This is a genomic window from Streptomyces griseoaurantiacus, from assembly GCF_036189845.1.
In the GTDB taxonomy this organism is placed as follows: Bacteria; Actinomycetota; Actinomycetes; order Streptomycetales; family Streptomycetaceae; genus Streptomyces; species Streptomyces griseoaurantiacus.
Window position 1 is genome coordinate 2,154,978 of sequence record NZ_CP108326.1, and the last position, 18,218, is coordinate 2,173,195.

An 18,218-nucleotide genomic window follows, 5' to 3' on the forward strand; every position below is an offset into this window, starting at 1 on the left:
GGGGTCAGAACAGCCCGCCCCCCGGTCCCGCCGCTCCCGCGACCCATACGAGCGCGAGAAGCGTGTCAATGGCGCCCAGTACCAGGGCGACGAGCGCCGGCACCGGACGGGAGCCCGCCCAGCTGCGCCCCATGCCGAGCCAGCCGCAGATCACCGCCACCGGGCCGAGCACGATGCCCAGCACGAAGAATCCGGCGATCGCGCAGACCAGTCCGACGATCCCGAGGGTCGCGCGGTCCGGCCCTCCCCCAAGTTCTCGGCTTCGCTCGAACAGGGGGGACCCCCAGCGGGACCCCATCCGGCCTCGTGAGCGGGGGTGTGCGCGCGAACCGTTTCCGAAGCCCGCCATATCAACTCCCAGAACTTGTCGGTCAGTTCGGGCCTGACATGCGGGTACCCCCGATTCGGCGCACAATCCTCCGCCGCACCGCGGATTCCGGGGCCCGTGCCGCGCGGTCCCCCTCCGACCGCGCGGCACGGGCCCCGGAAGAGCCGCCGCGCGCCCCCCGTTCCACCGGCCGCGCATAGGCCGTACGGAGGACGTGACCCACTGTGACCTGCGGTGTGCCGCGCCGGGAAGGAAACCTCGCCCTCCTCACCCGGACGGGCGAACCGCATGCCGCGGCGGCCGGTCGCACCCTCCCGACCGGCCGCCGTGACCTCACGTCAGATGTGCGCCGCTCCCGCGCCCGCCTCCGCGTTGTCCCCCCGCTTGGTGAGCAGGGCGACCAGCACCGCGACCGCCGCGACACCGGCGGCGACCAGGCAGGCCAGGCTCATGCCGGAGATGAACGTGTCGTGCGCGACCTCGGTGATCCTCGCGGTGACGCCGGCCGGGGTGCCCGGCTGCACGGGCGCGATGCCCTGCTGCACGGCCCCGGAGGCCTGGTCGAGCTGCTCGGGCGTGAGCGGCGGCAACTCGGCCTCGGCCCAGTTGTCGGCGAAGGTGTTGTCGACCTTGGAGGCCATCACGGCCCCCAGGACGGCCGTGCCGAGGCTGCCGCCGATCTGCATCGCGGCCTGCTGGAGTCCGCCGGCCACACCGGACAGCTCCAGCGGGGCGTTGCCGACGATGACCTCGGTGGCGCCGACCATGACCGGCGCGAGCCCGAGGCCGAGCAGCGCGAACCACAGCGACATGACGCCGCTGCCGCTGCCCTCGTCGAGCCGCGACATGCCGAACATGGCGACCGCGGTGCACACCATGCCGCCGGCCAGCGGGATGCGCGGACCGACCTTGGTGATCATCACGCCGGCCAGCGGCGAGCCGACGATCATCATGCCGGTGAGCGGCAGCAGGTGCAGGCCGGCGTCCACCGGGCTCATCCCGTGCACGTTCTGCAGGTAGAAGGTGACGAAGAACAGGCCGCCGAGGAACGCGATGGCCATGAGCACCATCAGCACCACACCCGCCGACAGCGGCACCGAACGGAACATCGCCAGCGGGATCAGCGGCTCGGAGACCTTGGTCTCCCAGAAGGCGAACACGGCGAAGCCGACCACCGAGACGGCGATGAACGTCCAGGTCATGCCGTCGCCCCAGCCCCAGGCCGGGGCCTTGATGAGCGCCCAGACCAGGCAGAACATCGCGGCGGAGAGCAGCACGATGCCGAGGACGTCGAAGGAGCGCGGCGCGTTCTTCGCGCGGTGGTCGGTGAGGATCAGCAGGCCGAGGACGAGCGCGACGGCGCCGACCGGCACGTTGATGAAGAAGACCGACTGCCAGCTCACGTGCTCGACGAGCACACCGCCGAGGATCGGGCCGCCCGCGGTGGAGGCGCCGATGACCATGCCCCAGATGCCGATGGCCATGTTGAGCTTCTCGGCCGGGAAGGTGGCGCGCAGCAGGCCCAGCGCGGCCGGCATCAGCAGCGCGCCGAACAGGCCCTGCAGGACGCGGAAGACGATGACGAAGGCGATGCTGTCGGACAGCCCGATCGCGCCCGAGGCGGCGGCGAAGCCGACCACGCCGATCAGGAACGTCTGCCGGTGCCCGAACCGGTCGCCGAGCTTGCCGGCGGTGATCAGGGAGACCGCCAGGGCGAGGAAGTAGGCGTTGGTGATCCACTGGACGTCGGCCAGGCTGGCGTCGAGGTCCTTGGCGATCGCGGGATTGGCGATGGCCACGATGGTGCCGTCGAGGGCGACCATCATCACGCCGATCGCGACGGATATCAGGGTGAGCCACGGGTGGCCGCGCAGGCCGGTGGTGGCGGGAGCGGAGTCGGACGGCGAGTCCGGGCCGTTGTCGCCGGGCCCCTTCGCGTCGACGGTGGACTGACTGGTCATGACGGCCAGACTAGTGACAGCTACTGACAAACGACAAACCCTTTGAGATGCCGGTCACTGACAAAGCAGTGCCGGATACCCTGGTTCCGGGGGGCGAGGAAAGGACGACGACCGCCATGGACACGGCTACCCGACCCGGGCTGCGCGAACGGAAGAAGCAGCGCACACGGGACGCGCTGCTGCGCCGGGGGCTGGAGCTGTTCACCACCCGGGGGTACGAGCGGACGACCGTGGACGAGATCGCCGAGGCGGTCGACGTCTCCCAGCGGACCTTCTTCCGCTACTTCGCGGGCAAGGAGGACATCGTCTTCTTCGTCCAGGAGATGGTCGAGTCGCAGTACGTCACGGAGATCGCCCGGCGTCCGGCCGAGGAGGCCCCCGTGGAGGTGATGCGGCAGGCGGTGATGTCCTGCTGGGACCGCATCGGGGCCTCGATCGAGCAGCTCGTGCCCGTGGAACTGCACCTGCGGACCTACCAGTTGATCTGGGAGACCCCGGCCCTGCTCGCCATCCACCTGCGCCGGTCGATCGAGTGGGAGGAGAAGATCGCCCGTATCCTCGCCGCCCGCGAGGGCGTCGACCCGGAGACCGACCCCCGCCCCCGGGTCGCGGTCGGACTCTTCGGCGGTGTGATGCGCGTCACCGAACGGACCTGGTCCGCCGGGGGCGACCTCACCGTGGCCGCGATGCGGGACCTCACCACCCGGCACCTGGACGCGATCGCCCCGGCCCTCGCCCGCGGTTGGTGACGGGCGGCGGCGCCACCCCCGCGGGGGGCCACCGCCGGACCGCACGGGAGCTGATACGCGGTCACCGAACGCGTGTATGCCACAGTTTCCCGACAGGAAACGTGAGACGCGTCACTCGGTCGACGCGAGACCGTCCCGTTCTCCTAGTGTGTCCTCCCAGTGACTTCCTTCGACACCTCCCCCCAACTCAACGTCTGGCGTGCGACCCTCGCGCTGGCCGTGGTGTTCGTGATGCTGGCGACCACCGGCTGGACCGCCGTGCGCGGCCACCGGGGCACCACGGCACTGCAGTCCTCGCGCTCCGCCTGGGAGCACGGCCATCTCGCCGGCCACCGGCTGCCGGAGCACGACGCGGCGCCCGCCCGGCTCGCCCGGTTCTTCGCCTCCCTCGACGCCCGCCAGCGCTCCGGACTCGTCCACCGCTATCCGCTCGCCGTGGGCAACATGAACGGGGCGCCGGTCGACCTGCGCTACGCGGCGAACCGGATCGCGCTCACCCGGCAGCGCGCGCTGGAGAAGAGACGGACGCACGACGTCCGGCTCTCGGCCGTGGGCCATCAGGAGGCGCGCCGGCTCATGCACCGCTTCGACGAGCTGCTGCGCCCCGGCCGGCAGATCCTCGCCTTCGACCCCGCGGGCTCGGGCCGGATCGCCGAGGTCTTCGGCGACCTGCGCCGCGCCGACCGGATCTCGCTCGTCGTGCCCGGCGTCGACACCGACCTGCTCACCTTCCAGCGCGAGGACGACCGCGCCTACTCCGCCCCCGTCGGCATGGCGAAGGCGCTGTACTCGGCGGAACGGGCGGCGGACAGCCGGACGCGGACGGCGGTCATCGCCTGGGCCGACTACACCGCGCCCGCCGGCCTCGGCATCGAGGCGGCCACGGCGATGCGCGCGGCGGCCGGCTCACTCCGGCTCACCGCCCTGCTGCGGGCGCTGCCCGGGAACGCGCCCGTCGCGCTGTACTGCCACAGCTACGGCTCGGTGGTGTGCGGGGTGGCCGCCCCCCACCTGCCCGCGCGGGTCTCCGACCTCGCGGTGGCCGGCAGCCCCGGCATGCGTGCCGGGAGCGCCGCGAAGCTGGGCACCTCGGCCCGCGTCTGGGCGATGCGGGACGCCGACGACTGGATCCAGGACGTGCCGAACCTGGAGTTCGGCGGCTTCGGCCACGGCGCCGACCCGGTCTCCGGCGGCTTCGGCGCCCGGGTGCTCTCGGCACGGGGCGCGCGGGGACACGCCGGGTACTTCGTGCCGGGCACCGACAGCCTGCGGAACTTCGCGGGCATCGGCGTAGGGGCGTACGACACGGTGGCGTGCGCCCACGACAACGACGGATGCCGGGCGGGTTTGTCCGGTGCGACGACGGCCGGACGCGCGTAGAGAAGCAGGAATTGCGGTCTGCCCGGGGAGGCGACGGAGGGACGCATGCCGCATACGATGAGCCGCATGGGTGACGTACTGACCGGATTTCACGCCGCTTGGGAATTCGAGTCCGAATCCGTGCGCATCCGCTTCGAACGGGGGATTCGTACGCCGAAGCTGTTCCAGGCGCTCGGCACGCGCGAGGTCCCCGTGGAAGCGATCGCGGGGGTGACACTGACACCGGGCCGGCGCGGCACCGTGGTGCTGAGCGTGGAGCCCAGGCCCGGCGCCGATCCACTGATGGACGCGGCCGCGGGCCAGCTCAAGGAGGGGTGCGACCCCTACCGCCTGGTGCTCCCCGCCGAGCGCGAGACGCTCGCCGAGTACTACGCGGAGGAGATACGGGCCCTGCTCCCGGACGACCCCGGGCAGCGGGCGGCACCGGCCGAGGAGTACCTCGTGGCACCGCCGGAGGGCCCCCGGCACTTCAAGGCGTACGACGGGAAGGCCTCCTTCGACGGCACGACCGTGTCCTTCCGCTGGTCCTGGACGGGCGCCTCCTCCGCGAAGTGGAAGGCGGGCGACCAGCGCTATCCGGTGGGCTCGCTGAGCGGGGTGGAATGGCGCTCCCCGGAGATCCTGGAGGGCCATCTGCGGCTGCTGCCGCGCGGCGAGGCCGGACAGTCGGCCGCCCAGCCGGACCAGGACCCGGCGGCCGTCGTCTTCGGCCTGGGCTACGGCCCGGTGCACGAGTCGCTGCCCTTCGCGGCGGCGGTGCTGGCGGCGGTCCGCAAGGCCGGTCCGGCGCCGGAGCCGGTCCTGGCGGGCGCCGCCCGCCGCGATCCGGCGGACATCGCCGACCGCATCCGCCACCTGGGCGAACTCCACGAGGCGGGCCTCGTCACGGACGAGGAGTTCTCGGCGAAGAAGGCGCAACTGCTGGCGGAGCTGTAGGGGAGGCGCACGGCGTGGCCGCGGGGAGCGGGAGCCCCTGCCCGCTTCCGTTCCGCTCCCCGTAGAACGCCAGCTTGTGGTCGAGGACGGCGAGGGCGTCCCGCAGTTCGTCGACGCGCGCCAGCACGTCCCGCCGCCTCGACTCCAGCAGCGCGTACCGCTCCCCGTAGGTGTGCGCCCCCTCGCGCACCAGTTCGGCGTACCGCACCATGTCGGCCACCGGCATCCCGGTGAGCCGGAGCTTGCCGACGAACCCGAGCCATTCCAGGTCCTTGTTGCTGTACCGCCGCTGCCCGGTGTGGGACCGGTCCACGTGGGGCATCAGCCCGATCCGCTCGTACCAGCGCAGGGTGTGCGCCGAGAGGCCGGTGACGGCGGCGACCTCGCTGATCGTGTACTGGTCCTGCCCGTCGGGCCGCCGGTGCGGAGGAGGCGCCGCGGCACGGCTGTCGGTCGCGGGACCGCCGGGGCGGGTAACACGCGTGGTCTGCGTCACCGTCATGACGCCCACGCTAGAACGTTGGAGTGCGCTCCAGGCAAGTCACCCACGCGGGCCGTGGCGGAACGGCGCGGAAAATCCGGCGACGCGCTCCCACCCGCCCCACTACCGTGCGGCCCATGAGCCTCGTACGCCGTGCCGAACCGGAGGACGCGGAGGAAGTGCTGCGCCTGCGTCAGATCATGCTCGACTCCGTCTTCCCCGCGGGCCCCGCCGGCCCCGGGAAGCCGCCCGCCGACTGGCACGCGGAGTCCCTGCCGACACTGCGCGCCCGGCTGGCCGCCCCCGGCGAGGGCTTCGCCGCGTTCGTCGTGGACCATCCCGTGCCCGAGCGGCCGGGGACACTGGCCGCCCTCGCCGCCGGGACGATGGAGTACCGGATCGGCAGGGCGGGCAATCCGCACGGCCGGGTCGGGCACGTCTTCAGCGTGGCCACCGACCCCGCCGTGCGCCGGCGCGGCTACGCGCGGGCGTGCATGGAGGCGCTGCTGGACTGGTTCCGGGAGACGGGCGCCGCGCAGGTCGACCTGAACGCCTCGGCGGCGGCCGAGCCGCTCTACGCCTCCCTCGGCTTCGTCCGCAAGCCGGACCCGAGCATGCGACTGCACCTCTGAGGCATCGCTCCGGGCGAACCCCCTCCTCTCCGGGGGGGGCGGCCCCTGAGGAACGCCCGGGTGGACGTTCCGCATAACCTCGTACGCATGTCTTCGCACAGCTCTCCGCACAGCTCCTTGCGCAGCCTGACGCTGATCGACACCTGGCCGGTGCCGACGGCCGCGGCGGCCGTCGTCCGCGCGGACGGCACCGTGCTCGGCACGCACGGCCCGGTCGGCCACCGTTTCCCGCTGGCCTCGGTGACCAAGCCGCTCGCGGCGTACGCGGTGCTCGTCGCCTACGAGGAGGGCGCGATCGAGCTGGACGAACCCGCCGGGCCGCCCGGGGCGACCGTCCGCCACCTGCTCGCCCACACCTCCGGCCTGGCCTTCGACGAGCCCCGGACGACCTCCGCGCCCGGGGAGCGCCGGCTCTACTCCAACGCGGGCTTCGAGGCGCTGGGCGACCACGTGGCGAAGGCGGCGGACATGCCGTTCGCCGAGTACGCGCGCCAGGCGGTGCTCGAACCGCTGGGCATGACCTCGACGACGCTGGCCGGCTCCCCCGCCAAGGACGGCGTCTCCACCGTCGCCGATCTCACCCGCTTCGCGGCGGAGCTGCAGTCCCCCCGTCTCCTCGACCCGCGCACGGTGGCGGAGGCGACGACCGTCCAGTACCCCGGCACGAAGGGCGTCCTGCCGGGCTACGGCCATCAGAACCCCAACGACTGGGGCCTGGGCTTCGAGATCCGCGACGGCAAGTCCCCGCACTGGACGGGCGCCTCCTCCTCGCCCCGTACCTTCGGTCACTTCGGCCAGTCCGGCACGTTCCTGTGGGTCGACCCGGCGGCGGGCGCGGCCTGCGTGGCCCTGAGTGACCGCGCCTTCGGGCCGTGGGCCGTCGAGGCGTGGCCCCCGTTCACGGAGGCGGTCGTCACCGAACTGCGCGGCTGACCCCCGCCCGGGGTCCGTCAACGGAGGTCAATGGAGGATCTTCAACCCCGCCACGCATCCCACGATGCCGGCCAGGAGCAGGAGTTTGACCGGGGTGGCGGACTCACCGCCGAAGACCATCGCGTAGCCCGCGGTGAGCACCGCCCCGATCCCCACCCAGACCGCGTACCCGGTGCCCACGGGCACGGTCCGCAGGGCGTAGGCGAGCCCCGTCATGCTCAGCCCGAGCCCGGCGAAGAACACGAGGCTCGGCACCAGTCGGCCGAGCCCCTGCGACTTGTCCAGCGCGGTGGCCCACACCGCCTCCAGCACCCCGGACACCACGAGCACGACCCATGCCACGACGACCACACCCTCCGGCGTCGTCTTGTCCTGACTGGGTACGGCGCGTCTCGTCCAGGAGCCGGTGGGGGCTCTGCCCCCACTGTGGCACACCGCCGCCCCGGGCCGCCGCGGGCTACTCGGCGCCGTCGGCGGGCCGCCGGTCCCCCGGTGCCGCGGTCGCGTGGGCGGGCGGCGCCGGTGCCGCGGCGGGCTCCGGGGACGCCACCGGGGACGAGGGCGCGGCGAGGGGTTCCGGACCCGGCGGGGTGCGGTGGCCGCGTTCCAGCATGCCCAGGGCGACCCCGAGGATGATGACGACGCCGCCCGCCGCCTGGACCAGGCGGATCGACTCATCGTTGATGATCACCGCGCCGGCGACGCCGAAGACCGGGACCAGGTTCAGGATGTTGACGGCGACGCTCGAGGCCATCCTGCGCAGGCCGTAGTTGTAGAGCAGGAAGCCGCCGACCGAGCAGGCCACGGCCAGGTAGACGACGAGCGCGGAGGCGGTCGCGTCCGGCACCCGCCAGTCGCCCGCCTCCAGCAGGGAGGCGAGGAGGAAGCCGGCCGCTCCGGCCAGGGTCTGGTAGTAGGTGACGCTCATCGCGTTCTGGCCGGCGCTCGCCCGCTTGCCGAGCACGTTGTAGCCGGCCCAGGCCAGTCCGCCGAGCAGCAGCAGGATGTCGCCCACCCAGCGTGAGTCGCCGCCGGTCTCGGCGCCGCTGCGGACCACGAGGACGGCGCCGACCGTGGCCAGCAGCACGCCCGTCACCCGCGTCCACGGCATCCGGGCGCGCAGGGCGACCAGTTCGAGCAGCATCGTCATCAGCGGGTAGGTGGCCACGATGAGCGAGGCGTCGGACGCCGTGGACATGTCGACGCCGACGTTCTCCAGGATGAAGTAGACGGTGATGCCGAGGAATCCGCTGACGTAGAGCTGCCGTCGCTGACGGGTGTCGGGCCGGGCCGGGCGCTTGCGGTTCACCCGTATCACCAGGCCCAGGAGTAACGCGGCCAGGGAGAAGCGCAGCGCGCCTATGGTCAGCGGGCCGATGTCGTCCAGCGCCCGTTTGGTCACCGCGTACGAACTGCTCCAGAACAGCGCGGCCGCCACCACCGCGGACACCGCCCCGACGCCGCCGCCTCGCTCACGCATCCGAAGTCGCCCCTCTTCCCCGCCGTCACGCACGCCACCCTCATCCAGGGTCCGCCCGAATGAACATCAGTCGATACCCGAAAAGGCTAACAAGGTAATCGTGATGCTCGGCTACACTCCGAATTATCTTCGGTACCGGGCAGAGTGAGGCGTGCATGGACGAACTAGATTCGGCACTGGTGCGGATGCTGCAGGAGGACGGTCGGCGCACCAACCGGGACATGGCCCAGGCCCTCGGCATCGCCCCCTCGACCTGTCTGGAGCGGATCCGGTCGCTGCGCGAGCGCGGCATCCTGACCGGGTTCCACGCGGAGGCGGACCTCGCCGCGATCGGCCGCGGGCTGCAGGCCGTGATCGCGGTCCGGGTCCGCCCTCCGACGCGCGCGGTGATCGAGGCGTTCCAGACCTTCCTGGAGGGGATGCCCGAGGTGATCTCGCTCTTCGTGCTCACCGGCAACGACGACTTCCTGATCCACGTCGCCGTGCGCGACACCGACCATCTGCACGCGGTGGTCCTGGACAAGCTGACCAAGCGTCCGGAACTGGCCGACGTGCGCACCTCGGTGGTCTACGGGCACATGCGCAAGAAGGTCGTCGGGCCGGCCTGAGACGGCCGGCCCGGGAGCGGGCCGCGGTCACCGGGCCGGCGGCACCGTCTCCTTGGCCGCCGTGAGCAGCAGGTCGTTCGCCTCCGGGGTGCCCACGGTCACCCGCAGGCCCTCGTCCGGGAAGGCCCGCACCAGCAGGCCGCGCCGCTCCCACCCGGCCGCCACCCGCTCCGCGTCCCGACCGGCCGGCAGCCACAGGAAGTTGGTCTCGCTGGGCAGCACCTCCCAGCCCAGTCCGAGCAGCGCCTCGCGGGTGCGCTCCCGCTCCGCGACGATCCGCTCCACCCGCTCCAGGAGTTCGCCCTCCACCTCCAGCGCGGTGAGCGCCGCCTCCTCGGCGAGGCGTCCCACCCCGCACGGCACGGCGCACTTGCGCAGTGCCTCGGCGATCGGGGCCTGGGCGACGGCGTACCCCACGCGCATCCCGGCCAGCCCGTACGCCTTGGAGAAGGTGCGCAGCGTCACGAGGTTGGGCCGCTCGCGGTACAGCGCGACGCCGTCGGCGGCGTCCGGAGACCGGTGGAACTCGAAGTAGGCCTCGTCGAGCACGACCAGGACGTCGCCGGGCACCCGGTCGAGGAAGCGCTCCAGCCGGGCGGCGCCGACGGCGGTGCCGGTGGGGTTGTTGGGCTCGCAGAGCAGGACGGCCCTGGTCCGGGGGCCGATGGCGGCCGCCATGGCGTCCAGGTCGTGCACGCCCCCGGCGAGCGGCACCTCGACCGGGACGGCCCCCGCCATCCGCGTCACGATCGGATACGCCTCGAAGGAGGTCCAGGCGTAGACGACCTCGTCGCCCGGCTCCAGCAGGGCCTGTCCGATCTGCTGGTAGATGCCGACCGAGCCGGGGCCGGTGACGAGGTGGGCGGGCGGCACGTCCAGCCGCCGGGCGAGGGCGTGGGTGAGCCGCTCGGGCTGGATGGTCGGGTAGAGGTGGGCCTCCGTCGCCGCCCGGGCGAGGGTCTCCGCCACGGAGGGCAGCGGCGGGTAGGGGTTCTCGTTGAGGAACAGCCGGTGGGAGGGGCCCTCGGCGGGCGGGGCCGGCGGCTTGGGCACATAGGCCGGGATGCCGGCGAGGACCGGCCGGGGCGCCGGGGCGGCGCCGGGGCCGGTGGGGGTCTGCGCGGTGGTCGTCGGGCTCATGACGAGTCTGCTTCCTTCCGGATCTCTTCAGTCCTGGTTCCAGGCGAGACCGAGGCCCTGGGCGGCGGCCGCCTCGGCGATCGCGAAACCGGACATGATGTCCTGCACCCCGAGTCCGAGCGACTTGTAGACGGTGATCTCCCGCTCCTCGCGACGGCCGGGATGGCGGCCGAGGAGCACCTCTCCCAGCTCGGCCAGGATGTGCTCGGGGCCGACCATCCCGGCGTCCAGGGGTGCCTTCAGGTCGCCGGACTCCGCGAGCGCCGACTGGCGGCTGTCCACGAAGAACGCCGCCCGCGCCACCGCCTCGGCCGACAGCTCGCGGTGGTCGACGAAGGAGGCGCCGGCGGCGTTGACATGGGCGCCCGGGGCGAGGGCCTCGGCCTCGACGAGGGGCTCCCTGGCGGCGGTCGTGGTGCACACGAGGTCGGCCCCGGCCAGGGCGGCGGCGGGCGTGTCCACGACCTCCACCTCGATGCCGGGCTCCTTCGCGGCCCATTCGCGGTAGCTCTCGGCGTGGGCCGGGGTGCGGCTCCACACCCGAACCCGGCGCAGCTCGCGGACCACGGCCATGGCCTCCAGGTGGCTGCGGGCCTGCGCCCCCGAGCCGAGGATCGCCAGGTCGCCGGCCCCGGGCAGGGCCAGCGCGTCGGTGGCCACCGCGGAGACGGCGGCGGTCCGTACGGCGGTCACGGCGCCCGCGTCCATCAGGGCGAGCGGGGCGCCGGTCTCCGGGTCGAAGACCATGACGACCCCGATGTGCAGGTCCAGTCCGCGCGCCGGGTTCTCCGGCTTGAGGACCATGGCCTTGAGCCCGTAGCCGCTGAGTTCCTCACCGGCCACGAAGCCCGGCATGGTGCCGAGCAGCCCGCTGTCGCGCTCCGGTCGCAGGATGGTGCGCAGCGGCTGGTCGACCAGGCCCGAGCTGTAGCGGCGCATGGCCTCGGCCATGACCTCGGTGGCGCGTTCCATGGGGTAGACCAGACGCACCGTGGCGCGGTCGATCAGAAGCATGGCGGGGCTCTTCCTTCCTCGGCGTACGGAATCCCGGCGTGCGGAATCCCGGCGGGCGGAATCCCGGCCGGCGGGGACGTGCGGGGGACGGCCGGGACGGGGAGCGCGGAGGGCGGCCCGCCCCGTCCCGGCCGGGTACGCGTCAGGCCGCCGGGTCGGCCCGGGTGAAGACCGACCACAGCATGCGGATCGGACGCGTCCGGGAGATGAACCGCAGTTCGTGCAGCTTGGCCGCGGGCTGGGTGGTCAGGGCCAGGTCCGTCTCCCGGCGGCGGGCCTGGTCGGCGGCGGCGCTGGTGGAGTTCGCGAAGCGGATCTCCTCCACCGTGTATCCCTCGGGCAGGAGTTCGCCGACGAGGGCGACCGGCGCCGGGTGGGTGGCCACCACCGGCCGCCGCGGAACGGTGTGCCCCGGGGCGGCCGCGAGGCCGTAGTGCGGGGTGTCGAAGAGGAAGGCGCCGACGAGGCGGAGCCCTGGGTCCATGTAGAAGCTGTGCACGCCCGCGTAGGCGTTGGCCACCACGAGATGGCTGACGGCGTCTTCGCGCAGGGCTTCCCCCGCCTGCTCGTAGGTCTCGTACAGCCGGATGTCCGGGGTGGTGTCCCCGCCCCGGGCCCACAGGTATAACGCGGCCTGCTCGCTGCTGGTGCCGGTGGGCCCGAGCGTGCCGACGGACGTGACGGCCGGTCCGTTGGTGAGTGCGGTGTCTATCCAGCCAGGTGCCTCGGTGGTCATGCGATCCTCCCTGGGTACGGTGCCGCTTCGTGCGCGACCGGGGTGGCCGGTCAGGCGTTCAAGGGGTGGAGCCAGTGGGCGTAGCGGGGTTCCCCGCCGCGCACCACGTCCTGGTAGGCGCCCCGCAGGGCGGTGCTGAGCGGGCCGGGCACGCCCTCCCCTACGGGGCGGCCGGCGATCTCGGTGACCGGGACGATCTCGGTGCCGGTGCCGGTCAGGAAGACCTCGTCGGCGCCCATGAGTTCGTCCCGGCCCAGGTCGCGGAAGTCGGTCGGGGTGTCCAGCAGGTCGGCCGCGAGCGTCACCGCGGTGTCGCGGGTGATGCCCTCCAGCAGGTCGGCGGTGACCGGCGGGGTCACCAGCCGTCCGCGGAGGACGGCGAACACGTTGGAGGTGCTGGCCTCGGCGACCTGCCCCCGGCTGTTGAGCAGGATGGCGTCCTCGCACCCGGCCGCACGGGCCTCGTCCACGGCGAGCGCGTTGTTGACGTAGCCGCCGGTGACCTTGGCGCGCACCGGCAGCGCGTCGGAGGAGGGCCTGCGCCAGGAGCTGATGGTGCAGCGGATGCCGGCCGGGTCGGTGTACGAGCCCATCCGGAAGGCGTTCACGGACAGCGCGTCGGAGACACCGGTGAGGCCGACGCCCGGCTTCTGTCCGGGCAGCAGGGCCCGCTTGTAGGCCAGCGGCCGGATGTAGGTGTCCTCCTGCGTGCCGATCCGCCGCAGCAGTTCGGCCGTGAGCGCGCACAGCTCCTCGACGGTGTGCCCGGGGTCGATGCGCAGGGTGCGGCAACTGCGCAGCAGCCGCCGGTAGTGGTCCTCGGCGCGGAAGACCGCGAGACCGCCGCCCCGCTGGGCGTAGGCCCGGATGCCCTCGAAGACGCCCGTGCCGTACTGCAGGGCCTGGGTGGTCACGGGCAGCAGGGCCCGCTCCAGGGGCACGAACTCGCCGTCGTGGTAGGCGAGCGGGGAGACGGCGGGTGAGCCCGCCGCCGGTGTGGCCTGCGGCGCCTTGGTGTCCCGTGCCGGGACGCCGTCCTGGGTGACGGTCACTGGGCCCTCCCGCCGGCGACGGCGAGCGCGGCCGCCCGCTCCTCGTCGGGGGCCGCCAGCCGGCGGTCCTCCACCCGGGCGGCCTTCCAGCTGACCATCGCGCCGGTGGTGGTGACGCTGCCGAGGGGGCCGTACTCGAAGCGCAGCGGCACCCCGAGCCGCTCGTCCACGGCGCGGGCGATCTCCTCCTCGTCGAGGCGCAGGCCGGTTCGGTCCTCGGGGAGTTCCAGCCGCAGGGTCAGCTCGTCGCGGCCGTCCACGGCGTCGATGACGACCTGGTAGTCCAGGTAGCCGCGCGGGTGGGTGAGCACCAGCTCCTCGAGGTCGTAGCCGCTGATGCTCCGGCCGCCGATGGTCAGGGTGTCGCGGGTGCGGCCGAGCACTTCCAGGGTGGGCGCGGGCAGCACCCGGCCCTCGGCGGGCGGGGTGAGCCGGACCAGGTCGCCGGTGCGGTAGCGCACGAGGGGCTTGCTGCCCTGGTAGAGGGAGGTGACGACCAGCTCGCCGGTGCGCACGCCGTCCGCCCCCGGCTCGACGGCCGCCCCGGTGTCGGGGTCGATGACCTCGTACAGGTTGAGCAGCGGGGCCGTGTAGAGGGCTCCGTCGCGGCCTGCCGCCCCCATCACGGAGGCCTCCTGGGAGGCGTACAGCGCGTTGTACACACGGGCGCCCCAGACCTCGCCGATGTTCTCCAGCAGGCTGGGCGAGGCGAGTTCACCGGTGCACATGATGACGTCGAGGCGGAAGTCGCGCCTCGGGTCCAGGCCGGCGGCGCGGGCCTTCTTGGCGAGGGTGAGGGCCATGCCGGGGGTGCTGAACAGTCCGGTGGCACGCAGCTCGCGCAGGGTCTCCAGGGCGCGGTCGAAACCGACCATCGGGGAGTGCGGCCACATCTTGGCCACGGCGTGCCCGAGGTTGCGGCACACCTCGCCGAAGGTGTCGCCGAAGGCGTGCAGCTCGGTCGGGCCGGAGACGCCGATGATCTGCTCGTCGCCGTACTGCCGGAAGATCGTGTCGTAGTACACGGTCAGGGCCGTGTTGTTGTGCAGGGAGTCGGTGTTGTCGCGCGGGCAGGGCGTGCTGCGGCCGGTGGTGCCGGTGGTCTCGTAGAAGATCCACGCCTTGTGCATCGGCAGCGACAGGACGTCGGCGAACTCCTGCCGCAGGTGGTCCTTGGTGGTGAACGGGACGGTGGCGAGCTGCTCGGGCCTCGTCGAGGTGATCGACGCGGGGTCCACGTCCGCCAGGTGGCGGCCGTAGAAGACGGAGTGCTTCTTGACGTACTCCAGCGTGGCGCGGAACGCGTCGAGCTGGTGGGACTCCAGGTCCTGCCCCGTCCACCGGCCGGCCGCGAAGGAACGGTGGCGGTCGCGTATCTCGCGGGCGGTGCGGTCGAGTTCGTCGTCGAAGACTGTGAACATGCCTTCCTCCGGTGATCGTTCGCGTGCGGGTGTGCGGTGGTGCCGCGGGGGCCCGCGAAAGCGGGTGCCGGCCCGTTCGCGGGCAGGGGGTACCGGCCGGCCCGGCCGGCGCCGGTCGTGGTGAGGGTGCGGGGTCACGGGCGGGCCGGAGGGGCCCTCGGGCCGGCGTCCGGGCAGGGGTCACCGGCCCGGACGGGGCGCGGTGGGGCGGGCCCCGGTCGGGCGGTGGCGGGTGTCAGCGGGATGTCAGGGGCGGTGGCGGGGGGGGCGGGCCCCGGTCGTCGGAGGGACGGACGGGGCCCTCCGCGTCAGCGGTACAGCGGCAGGCTTCCGGTGATCTTGTCCACCGCCTTCCTGCTGCCGCAGACCGCCATGCCGATGTAGGGGAGTTCACCGGTGGGGATCTCGGCGGTGCGGCGCGTGTACTCCTCGTACGAGCGCGAGGACTGTGCCACCGAGGTGAAGTCGACGACGAAGACGTCGCTCGCGCCCACCGCCCTCAGCGCCACGCCGCGCAGTTCCTCGGCGTCCGCCTTGAGCACGGGCAGCGGGATCGAGGTGATCCCGGTGTGCAGCCGGCCGTCGGCGTCCTTGACGTCGTCGCCGACGATGCCGTCGGTGAACTTGCCGACGGACAGGGCGAGCGCCGCCACGGTGTTCATCGCCAGTCCCGCGGGAAGGTCCTTGTCGACGACAATGGCACACTTCTCGAATTGGTACCCCACGGGTTCCCCATTCCTTGATCTCAGTTACATGTACCGAAACGCGGACTTATCTCACGGAAAGGCCGCACGTGGGTAACGCGGAACGATTGTCGAGGTAATCAGGGGGACCGACCGGAAGTTCGTCCGGAAGTTCACCCGATGGTCACCCCGGAGGTCATTCCTCGACATCGGCGATCACCCAGTCGCTGATCTCCCGCCAGGCGCTGATGGCCTGCTGGTGGAACGGATGCACCAAATAGCGCTCCACGGCGTCCATGTCGTCCAGCAGGCCGACGACGACGAAATCGTATGCGATCGGCCGGGTGGATTTGTTGCGGCCGACGGTCCATTCCCTGAGTTCCGGCACCTCGCCGCCCACCTTGGCGGCGGTCCGCTCCGCCTCCTGGGCCCTCGGGTCGTCCCAGGAGACACCGGGCTTGAACTTGAACAGCACGTAGTGGCGGATCACGGATGTCCTCCTGGTGCGGTGGGTGGGGGCGGGTCCGCGAGGGGGACCTCGCCGCGGACGGCGGCACGGTGTGCGAACTCGCGCACGGCGGCGAGCTGCCGCGCGCCCAGGGAGTAGTCGAGTACGCGGTAGTAGTCGAGGAGCACGTCCTCGGACAGCGGGCCGCCCGAACCCCGGGCGGACTCGGCTGCCGCGGCACGGGCCACCGCCGCCGGGTGCGCCCGGGCCAGCGCGGCCGCCTCGGCGAGGGCCGCGGAGATCGCCCGCACCCGCTCGGGCCGCTCGCGCGCGACCTCGCGGCGCACCACCCAGACGGCGAAGACCATGGGCAGTCCGGTCCATTCGCGCCAGAGCGCGCCGGTGTCCTGGACGCGCAGCCCGGCCGGCGGCCGGGCGTGCAGCCGCAGCGCCTCGTCGCCTATCAGGACCGCCGCGTCCGCGGTGGCCAGCATCGAGTCGAGGTGCTGCGGCGCCGGGCGGTACTCCGGCCGGACGCCGAGGGCGTCCTCGAGCAGGATGCGGGCCAGCAGCGTCGTGGTCCGGCTGGTCCGCGACAGGGCGACGACGGCCCCGTCGAGTTCCCCGAGCGGGGCCCGGGAGACGAGGTGGCAGGAGCGCACCGGGCCGTCACTGCCGACGGCGAGGCCGCCGGGCAGCAGTTCCCAGGCGTCCGGGTGCCGCAGATAGCGGACGAGGCTGACGGGGCCGGCGTCGAGCCGTCCCGCCAGGAGTTCCTCGGCCAGCCACTCCGGCGGTCCGGAGGCCAGGGCGAACTGTTCGCGGGCGCCGCCGTGCCGCAGTCCCCAGCGCAGCGGGGCACAGTTCAGGAAGGAGATGTCCCCCAGGCGGAACGGGGCGGCAGGGGCGGGGTGGGTGGTGCGGCGGCGGGACGGGGCCGAGCGGCGGGACGCGGCGTGCACCTCTGTCACGTGCCCGGCTCACCGCGCTCGGCGTTCGCGGCCCCGGGGGCCGGCCCGCGACACAGTCTCAGGATGGCGGTCGCCAGCGCGGTGCCCTCGGGACCGAGGCCCTGGCGGTAGCGGTCGATGACGACCATCTCGCGCTTCAGCACGGTGCGCGGGCCGCCCTCGCGGCGGCGGCGCTGCTGGATGCGGGAGGACACGTGGTGACGTTCGTGGATCAGCTGGACGATGCGGGAATCGAGGGAATCGATTTCCCTCCGGTCGAGTTCCTGTCTGTCGACTCCCGCAGGGCCTGTTGCTTGCCTTTCGGCTTCAGTGGCGCTCACCGAACCGGTACCGACGGCTTTCGCCGCTAAGTCTCCGATGCTTTGCTGCGTCACGTACACCCACTCCTTCGATCACCCCGGAAAGGGGGCAACGACGGGCATCAGGTCTCAATAACGCTGCGATTCTATTCACGAGGCCACTCGCGTACACAAGGGACTCAAGGGTGCGTCTTAGAACATGAGACGCAGGCGATCCCCAGCCATGGGAATCCGGCCAACACGCGCATCTTTGCGGCCGCTTTCACGCCATCTCCCAGACCAGGAGTTCCGCCGCCGTCTCCGCCACCGTCTCCCGGTGGATGGGGTCCTCAGGGTTCCCGAGGTCCCCGGCACCGGTGAGGCGGGCCGCGTCGCCCGGGTGCAGGTGCGCGCCGCGCAGGCGGACGTCCCCGCGTACGACGTGGACGTAGACGTGGGGGGCCTCGGGCAGGGCCGTGCGGGCGCCGGGGGCGAGGCGGCGGACGTGGAGCATCGCGCCGGCGGCCGGGAGGGCGTACGGGGTGGAGTCGGCGATGCCGGGGATCACCTCGTAGGAGGGAGTGCCGCCGGGGGTGCGGGGGGCCAGCCACATCTGGACGAAGGTCAGGGGGACGGCGCCGTCGTTGCGTTCGACGTGGCGGACTCCGGCGGCGGCGCTGAGGTGCTGGACGTCCCCGGGGCGGATGACGGTGGCGTGGCCCGCCGAGTCGCGGTGGGTCAGTTCGCCCTCGACGACCCAGGTGACGATCTCGGTGTGGCTGTGCGGGTGCTCGTCGAACCCGGCGCCGGGGGCGAGGCGTTCCTCGTTGCAGGCGATGAGCGGGCCGAAGCGGAGGTTGCCGGGGTCGTAGTGGGGGCCGAAGGAGAAGGCGTGCCGGCTGCTGATCCCGGCGGACGCGTCTCCCCCGGGGTAGCGGGTGCCGGCACGGCGTACGTCCATCACGGTTCAACGGTAGCCCGGCCGGG

Annotated in this window: 21 protein-coding genes and 1 riboswitch; of the genes, 6 read left to right on the plus strand and 15 right to left on the minus strand. The window is 72.8% G+C overall.

The features are described from left to right. Positions 1–4: 4 nt before the first annotated feature. Together OHB09_RS09655 and OHB09_RS09660 are read right to left on the minus strand one after the other, a co-directional pair. The gene (locus OHB09_RS09655) at positions 5–349 is read right to left on the minus strand and encodes a small hydrophobic protein (RefSeq protein WP_191852981.1); all 345 of its coding nucleotides are present in this window, start codon (positions 347–349) and stop codon (positions 5–7) included. A 317-nt stretch (positions 350–666) separates the two neighbouring features. After that, a complete protein-coding gene (locus OHB09_RS09660; RefSeq protein WP_040893515.1) occupies positions 667–2,289 on the minus strand; it encodes an MFS transporter in 1,623 nt (540 codons plus the stop codon). Positions 2,290–2,405: 116 nt separating this feature from the next. On the opposite strand from OHB09_RS09660, the gene OHB09_RS09665 reads away from it, so the two are divergent. From OHB09_RS09665 to OHB09_RS09675, 3 genes are all read left to right on the plus strand, one after another. Continuing rightward, on the plus strand, positions 2,406–3,038 hold the full coding sequence (locus tag OHB09_RS09665) for a TetR family transcriptional regulator (protein ID WP_006137617.1): 633 nt from the start codon (positions 2,406–2,408) through the stop codon (positions 3,036–3,038). 159 nt (positions 3,039–3,197) lie between these two features. Beyond that, on the plus strand, positions 3,198–4,418 hold the full coding sequence (locus OHB09_RS09670; RefSeq protein ID WP_006137616.1) for an alpha/beta hydrolase: 1,221 nt from the start codon (positions 3,198–3,200) through the stop codon (positions 4,416–4,418). Positions 4,419–4,484: 66 nt separating this feature from the next. Beyond that, a complete protein-coding gene (locus OHB09_RS09675; RefSeq protein WP_245765854.1) occupies positions 4,485–5,354 on the plus strand; it encodes a DUF4429 domain-containing protein in 870 nt (289 codons plus the stop codon). Here OHB09_RS09675 and OHB09_RS09680 read toward each other — a convergent pair. Next, positions 5,302–5,856: a MerR family transcriptional regulator gene (locus OHB09_RS09680; RefSeq protein WP_191852983.1), complete on the minus strand. Its 555-nt coding sequence runs from the start codon at positions 5,854–5,856 to the stop codon at positions 5,302–5,304. The two genes, OHB09_RS09675 and OHB09_RS09680, sit on opposite strands and share 53 nt — an antisense overlap. 116 nt (positions 5,857–5,972) lie before the next feature. Between OHB09_RS09680 and OHB09_RS09685 the strand changes: the two genes are divergently transcribed. Both OHB09_RS09685 and OHB09_RS09690 read left to right on the plus strand, forming a co-directional pair. Further along, positions 5,973–6,467 (plus strand): GNAT family N-acetyltransferase, encoded by a 495-nt coding sequence (locus tag OHB09_RS09685; protein WP_093589592.1) that lies wholly within the window; start codon positions 5,973–5,975, stop codon positions 6,465–6,467. A gap of 87 nt (positions 6,468–6,554) precedes the next feature. Beyond that, complete coding sequence (locus tag OHB09_RS09690) at positions 6,555–7,400, plus strand: serine hydrolase domain-containing protein (protein WP_328921842.1); 846 nt, start codon at positions 6,555–6,557, stop codon at positions 7,398–7,400. Between the two features lie 27 nt (positions 7,401–7,427). On the opposite strand, the gene OHB09_RS09695 is transcribed toward OHB09_RS09690, so the two are convergent. Further along, a complete protein-coding gene (locus OHB09_RS09695) occupies positions 7,428–7,742 on the minus strand; it encodes a DMT family transporter (RefSeq protein ID WP_040893675.1) in 315 nt (104 codons plus the stop codon). 14 nt (positions 7,743–7,756) lie between these two features. Next, a riboswitch (guanidine-III (ykkC-III) riboswitch) is annotated at positions 7,757–7,819 on the minus strand. A 38-nt stretch (positions 7,820–7,857) separates the two neighbouring features. Continuing rightward, positions 7,858–8,880 (minus strand): DMT family transporter, encoded by a 1,023-nt coding sequence (locus tag OHB09_RS09700; RefSeq protein WP_328921843.1) that lies wholly within the window; start codon positions 8,878–8,880, stop codon positions 7,858–7,860. Between the two features lie 155 nt (positions 8,881–9,035). Here OHB09_RS09700 and OHB09_RS09705 point away from each other — a divergent pair, with 155 nt between their 5' ends. Further along, complete coding sequence (locus OHB09_RS09705; protein ID WP_167793072.1) at positions 9,036–9,488, plus strand: Lrp/AsnC family transcriptional regulator; 453 nt, start codon at positions 9,036–9,038, stop codon at positions 9,486–9,488. A gap of 27 nt (positions 9,489–9,515) precedes the next feature. Here the strand turns inward: OHB09_RS09705 and OHB09_RS09710 are convergent, their stop codons facing one another. The 10 genes from OHB09_RS09710 to OHB09_RS09755 form a co-directional block, all read right to left on the minus strand. After that, on the minus strand, positions 9,516–10,628 hold the full coding sequence (locus OHB09_RS09710; RefSeq protein WP_006137609.1) for a histidinol-phosphate transaminase: 1,113 nt from the start codon (positions 10,626–10,628) through the stop codon (positions 9,516–9,518). A gap of 27 nt (positions 10,629–10,655) precedes the next feature. Beyond that, entirely contained in the window at positions 10,656–11,642 is a 987-nt protein-coding gene (locus tag OHB09_RS09715; RefSeq protein ID WP_319119214.1) for an ornithine cyclodeaminase family protein, read from the minus strand. A gap of 142 nt (positions 11,643–11,784) precedes the next feature. Next, positions 11,785–12,378, minus strand: a complete 594-nt coding sequence (locus tag OHB09_RS09720; protein ID WP_093589580.1) for a prephenate dehydratase domain-containing protein — start codon at positions 12,376–12,378, stop codon at positions 11,785–11,787. Between the two features lie 50 nt (positions 12,379–12,428). After that, entirely contained in the window at positions 12,429–13,430 is a 1,002-nt protein-coding gene (locus OHB09_RS09725) for a branched-chain amino acid transaminase (RefSeq protein ID WP_093589577.1), read from the minus strand. Beyond that, a complete protein-coding gene (locus OHB09_RS09730) occupies positions 13,427–14,851 on the minus strand; it encodes a phenylacetate--CoA ligase family protein (protein WP_006137605.1) in 1,425 nt (474 codons plus the stop codon). The genes OHB09_RS09725 and OHB09_RS09730 overlap by 4 nt, the downstream gene beginning before the upstream one ends. A 308-nt stretch (positions 14,852–15,159) precedes the next feature. After that, positions 15,160–15,576 (minus strand): DUF2000 domain-containing protein, encoded by a 417-nt coding sequence (locus tag OHB09_RS09735; RefSeq protein WP_006137604.1) that lies wholly within the window; start codon positions 15,574–15,576, stop codon positions 15,160–15,162. Positions 15,577–15,730: 154 nt separating this feature from the next. Then, on the minus strand, positions 15,731–16,024 hold the full coding sequence (locus OHB09_RS09740) for a Dabb family protein (RefSeq protein ID WP_006137603.1): 294 nt from the start codon (positions 16,022–16,024) through the stop codon (positions 15,731–15,733). After that, complete coding sequence (locus OHB09_RS09745; protein ID WP_319119215.1) at positions 16,021–16,953, minus strand: menaquinone biosynthesis protein; 933 nt, start codon at positions 16,951–16,953, stop codon at positions 16,021–16,023. The genes OHB09_RS09740 and OHB09_RS09745 overlap by 4 nt, the downstream gene beginning before the upstream one ends. Further along, entirely contained in the window at positions 16,950–17,327 is a 378-nt protein-coding gene (locus tag OHB09_RS09750; RefSeq protein ID WP_328921844.1) for a chorismate mutase, read from the minus strand. Before OHB09_RS09750 ends, OHB09_RS09745 begins: the two co-directional genes overlap by 4 nt. 187 nt (positions 17,328–17,514) lie before the next feature. Beyond that, positions 17,515–18,192, minus strand: coding sequence for a pirin family protein (locus tag OHB09_RS09755; protein WP_319350888.1), 678 nt, complete (start codon positions 18,190–18,192; stop codon positions 17,515–17,517). Positions 18,193–18,218: the final 26 nt, after the last annotated feature.

What these genes read in the sequence shown, in the direction of transcription:
- OHB09_RS09715 (WP_319119214.1), bottom strand. Translation starts at nt 11,642, where the DNA reads ATGCTTCTGATCGACCGCGCCACGGTGCGTCTGGTCTACCCCATGGAA.
- OHB09_RS09675 (WP_245765854.1), top strand. Translation starts at nt 4,485, where the DNA reads ATGGGTGACGTACTGACCGGATTTCACGCCGCTTGGGAATTCGAGTCC.
- OHB09_RS09705 (WP_167793072.1), top strand. Translation starts at nt 9,036, where the DNA reads ATGGACGAACTAGATTCGGCACTGGTGCGGATGCTGCAGGAGGACGGT.
- OHB09_RS09690 (WP_328921842.1), top strand. Translation starts at nt 6,555, where the DNA reads ATGTCTTCGCACAGCTCTCCGCACAGCTCCTTGCGCAGCCTGACGCTG.
- OHB09_RS09680 (WP_191852983.1), bottom strand. Translation starts at nt 5,856, where the DNA reads ATGACGGTGACGCAGACCACGCGTGTTACCCGCCCCGGCGGTCCCGCG.
- OHB09_RS09700 (WP_328921843.1), bottom strand. Translation starts at nt 8,880, where the DNA reads ATGCGTGAGCGAGGCGGCGGCGTCGGGGCGGTGTCCGCGGTGGTGGCG.
- OHB09_RS09685 (WP_093589592.1), top strand. Translation starts at nt 5,973, where the DNA reads ATGAGCCTCGTACGCCGTGCCGAACCGGAGGACGCGGAGGAAGTGCTG.
- OHB09_RS09755 (WP_319350888.1), bottom strand. Translation starts at nt 18,192, where the DNA reads ATGGACGTACGCCGTGCCGGCACCCGCTACCCCGGGGGAGACGCGTCC.
- OHB09_RS09710 (WP_006137609.1), bottom strand. Translation starts at nt 10,628, where the DNA reads ATGAGCCCGACGACCACCGCGCAGACCCCCACCGGCCCCGGCGCCGCC.
- OHB09_RS09720 (WP_093589580.1), bottom strand. Translation starts at nt 12,378, where the DNA reads ATGACCACCGAGGCACCTGGCTGGATAGACACCGCACTCACCAACGGA.
- OHB09_RS09730 (WP_006137605.1), bottom strand. Translation starts at nt 14,851, where the DNA reads ATGTTCACAGTCTTCGACGACGAACTCGACCGCACCGCCCGCGAGATA.
- OHB09_RS09660 (WP_040893515.1), bottom strand. Translation starts at nt 2,289, where the DNA reads ATGACCAGTCAGTCCACCGTCGACGCGAAGGGGCCCGGCGACAACGGC.
- OHB09_RS09665 (WP_006137617.1), top strand. Translation starts at nt 2,406, where the DNA reads ATGGACACGGCTACCCGACCCGGGCTGCGCGAACGGAAGAAGCAGCGC.
- OHB09_RS09655 (WP_191852981.1), bottom strand. Translation starts at nt 349, where the DNA reads ATGGCGGGCTTCGGAAACGGTTCGCGCGCACACCCCCGCTCACGAGGC.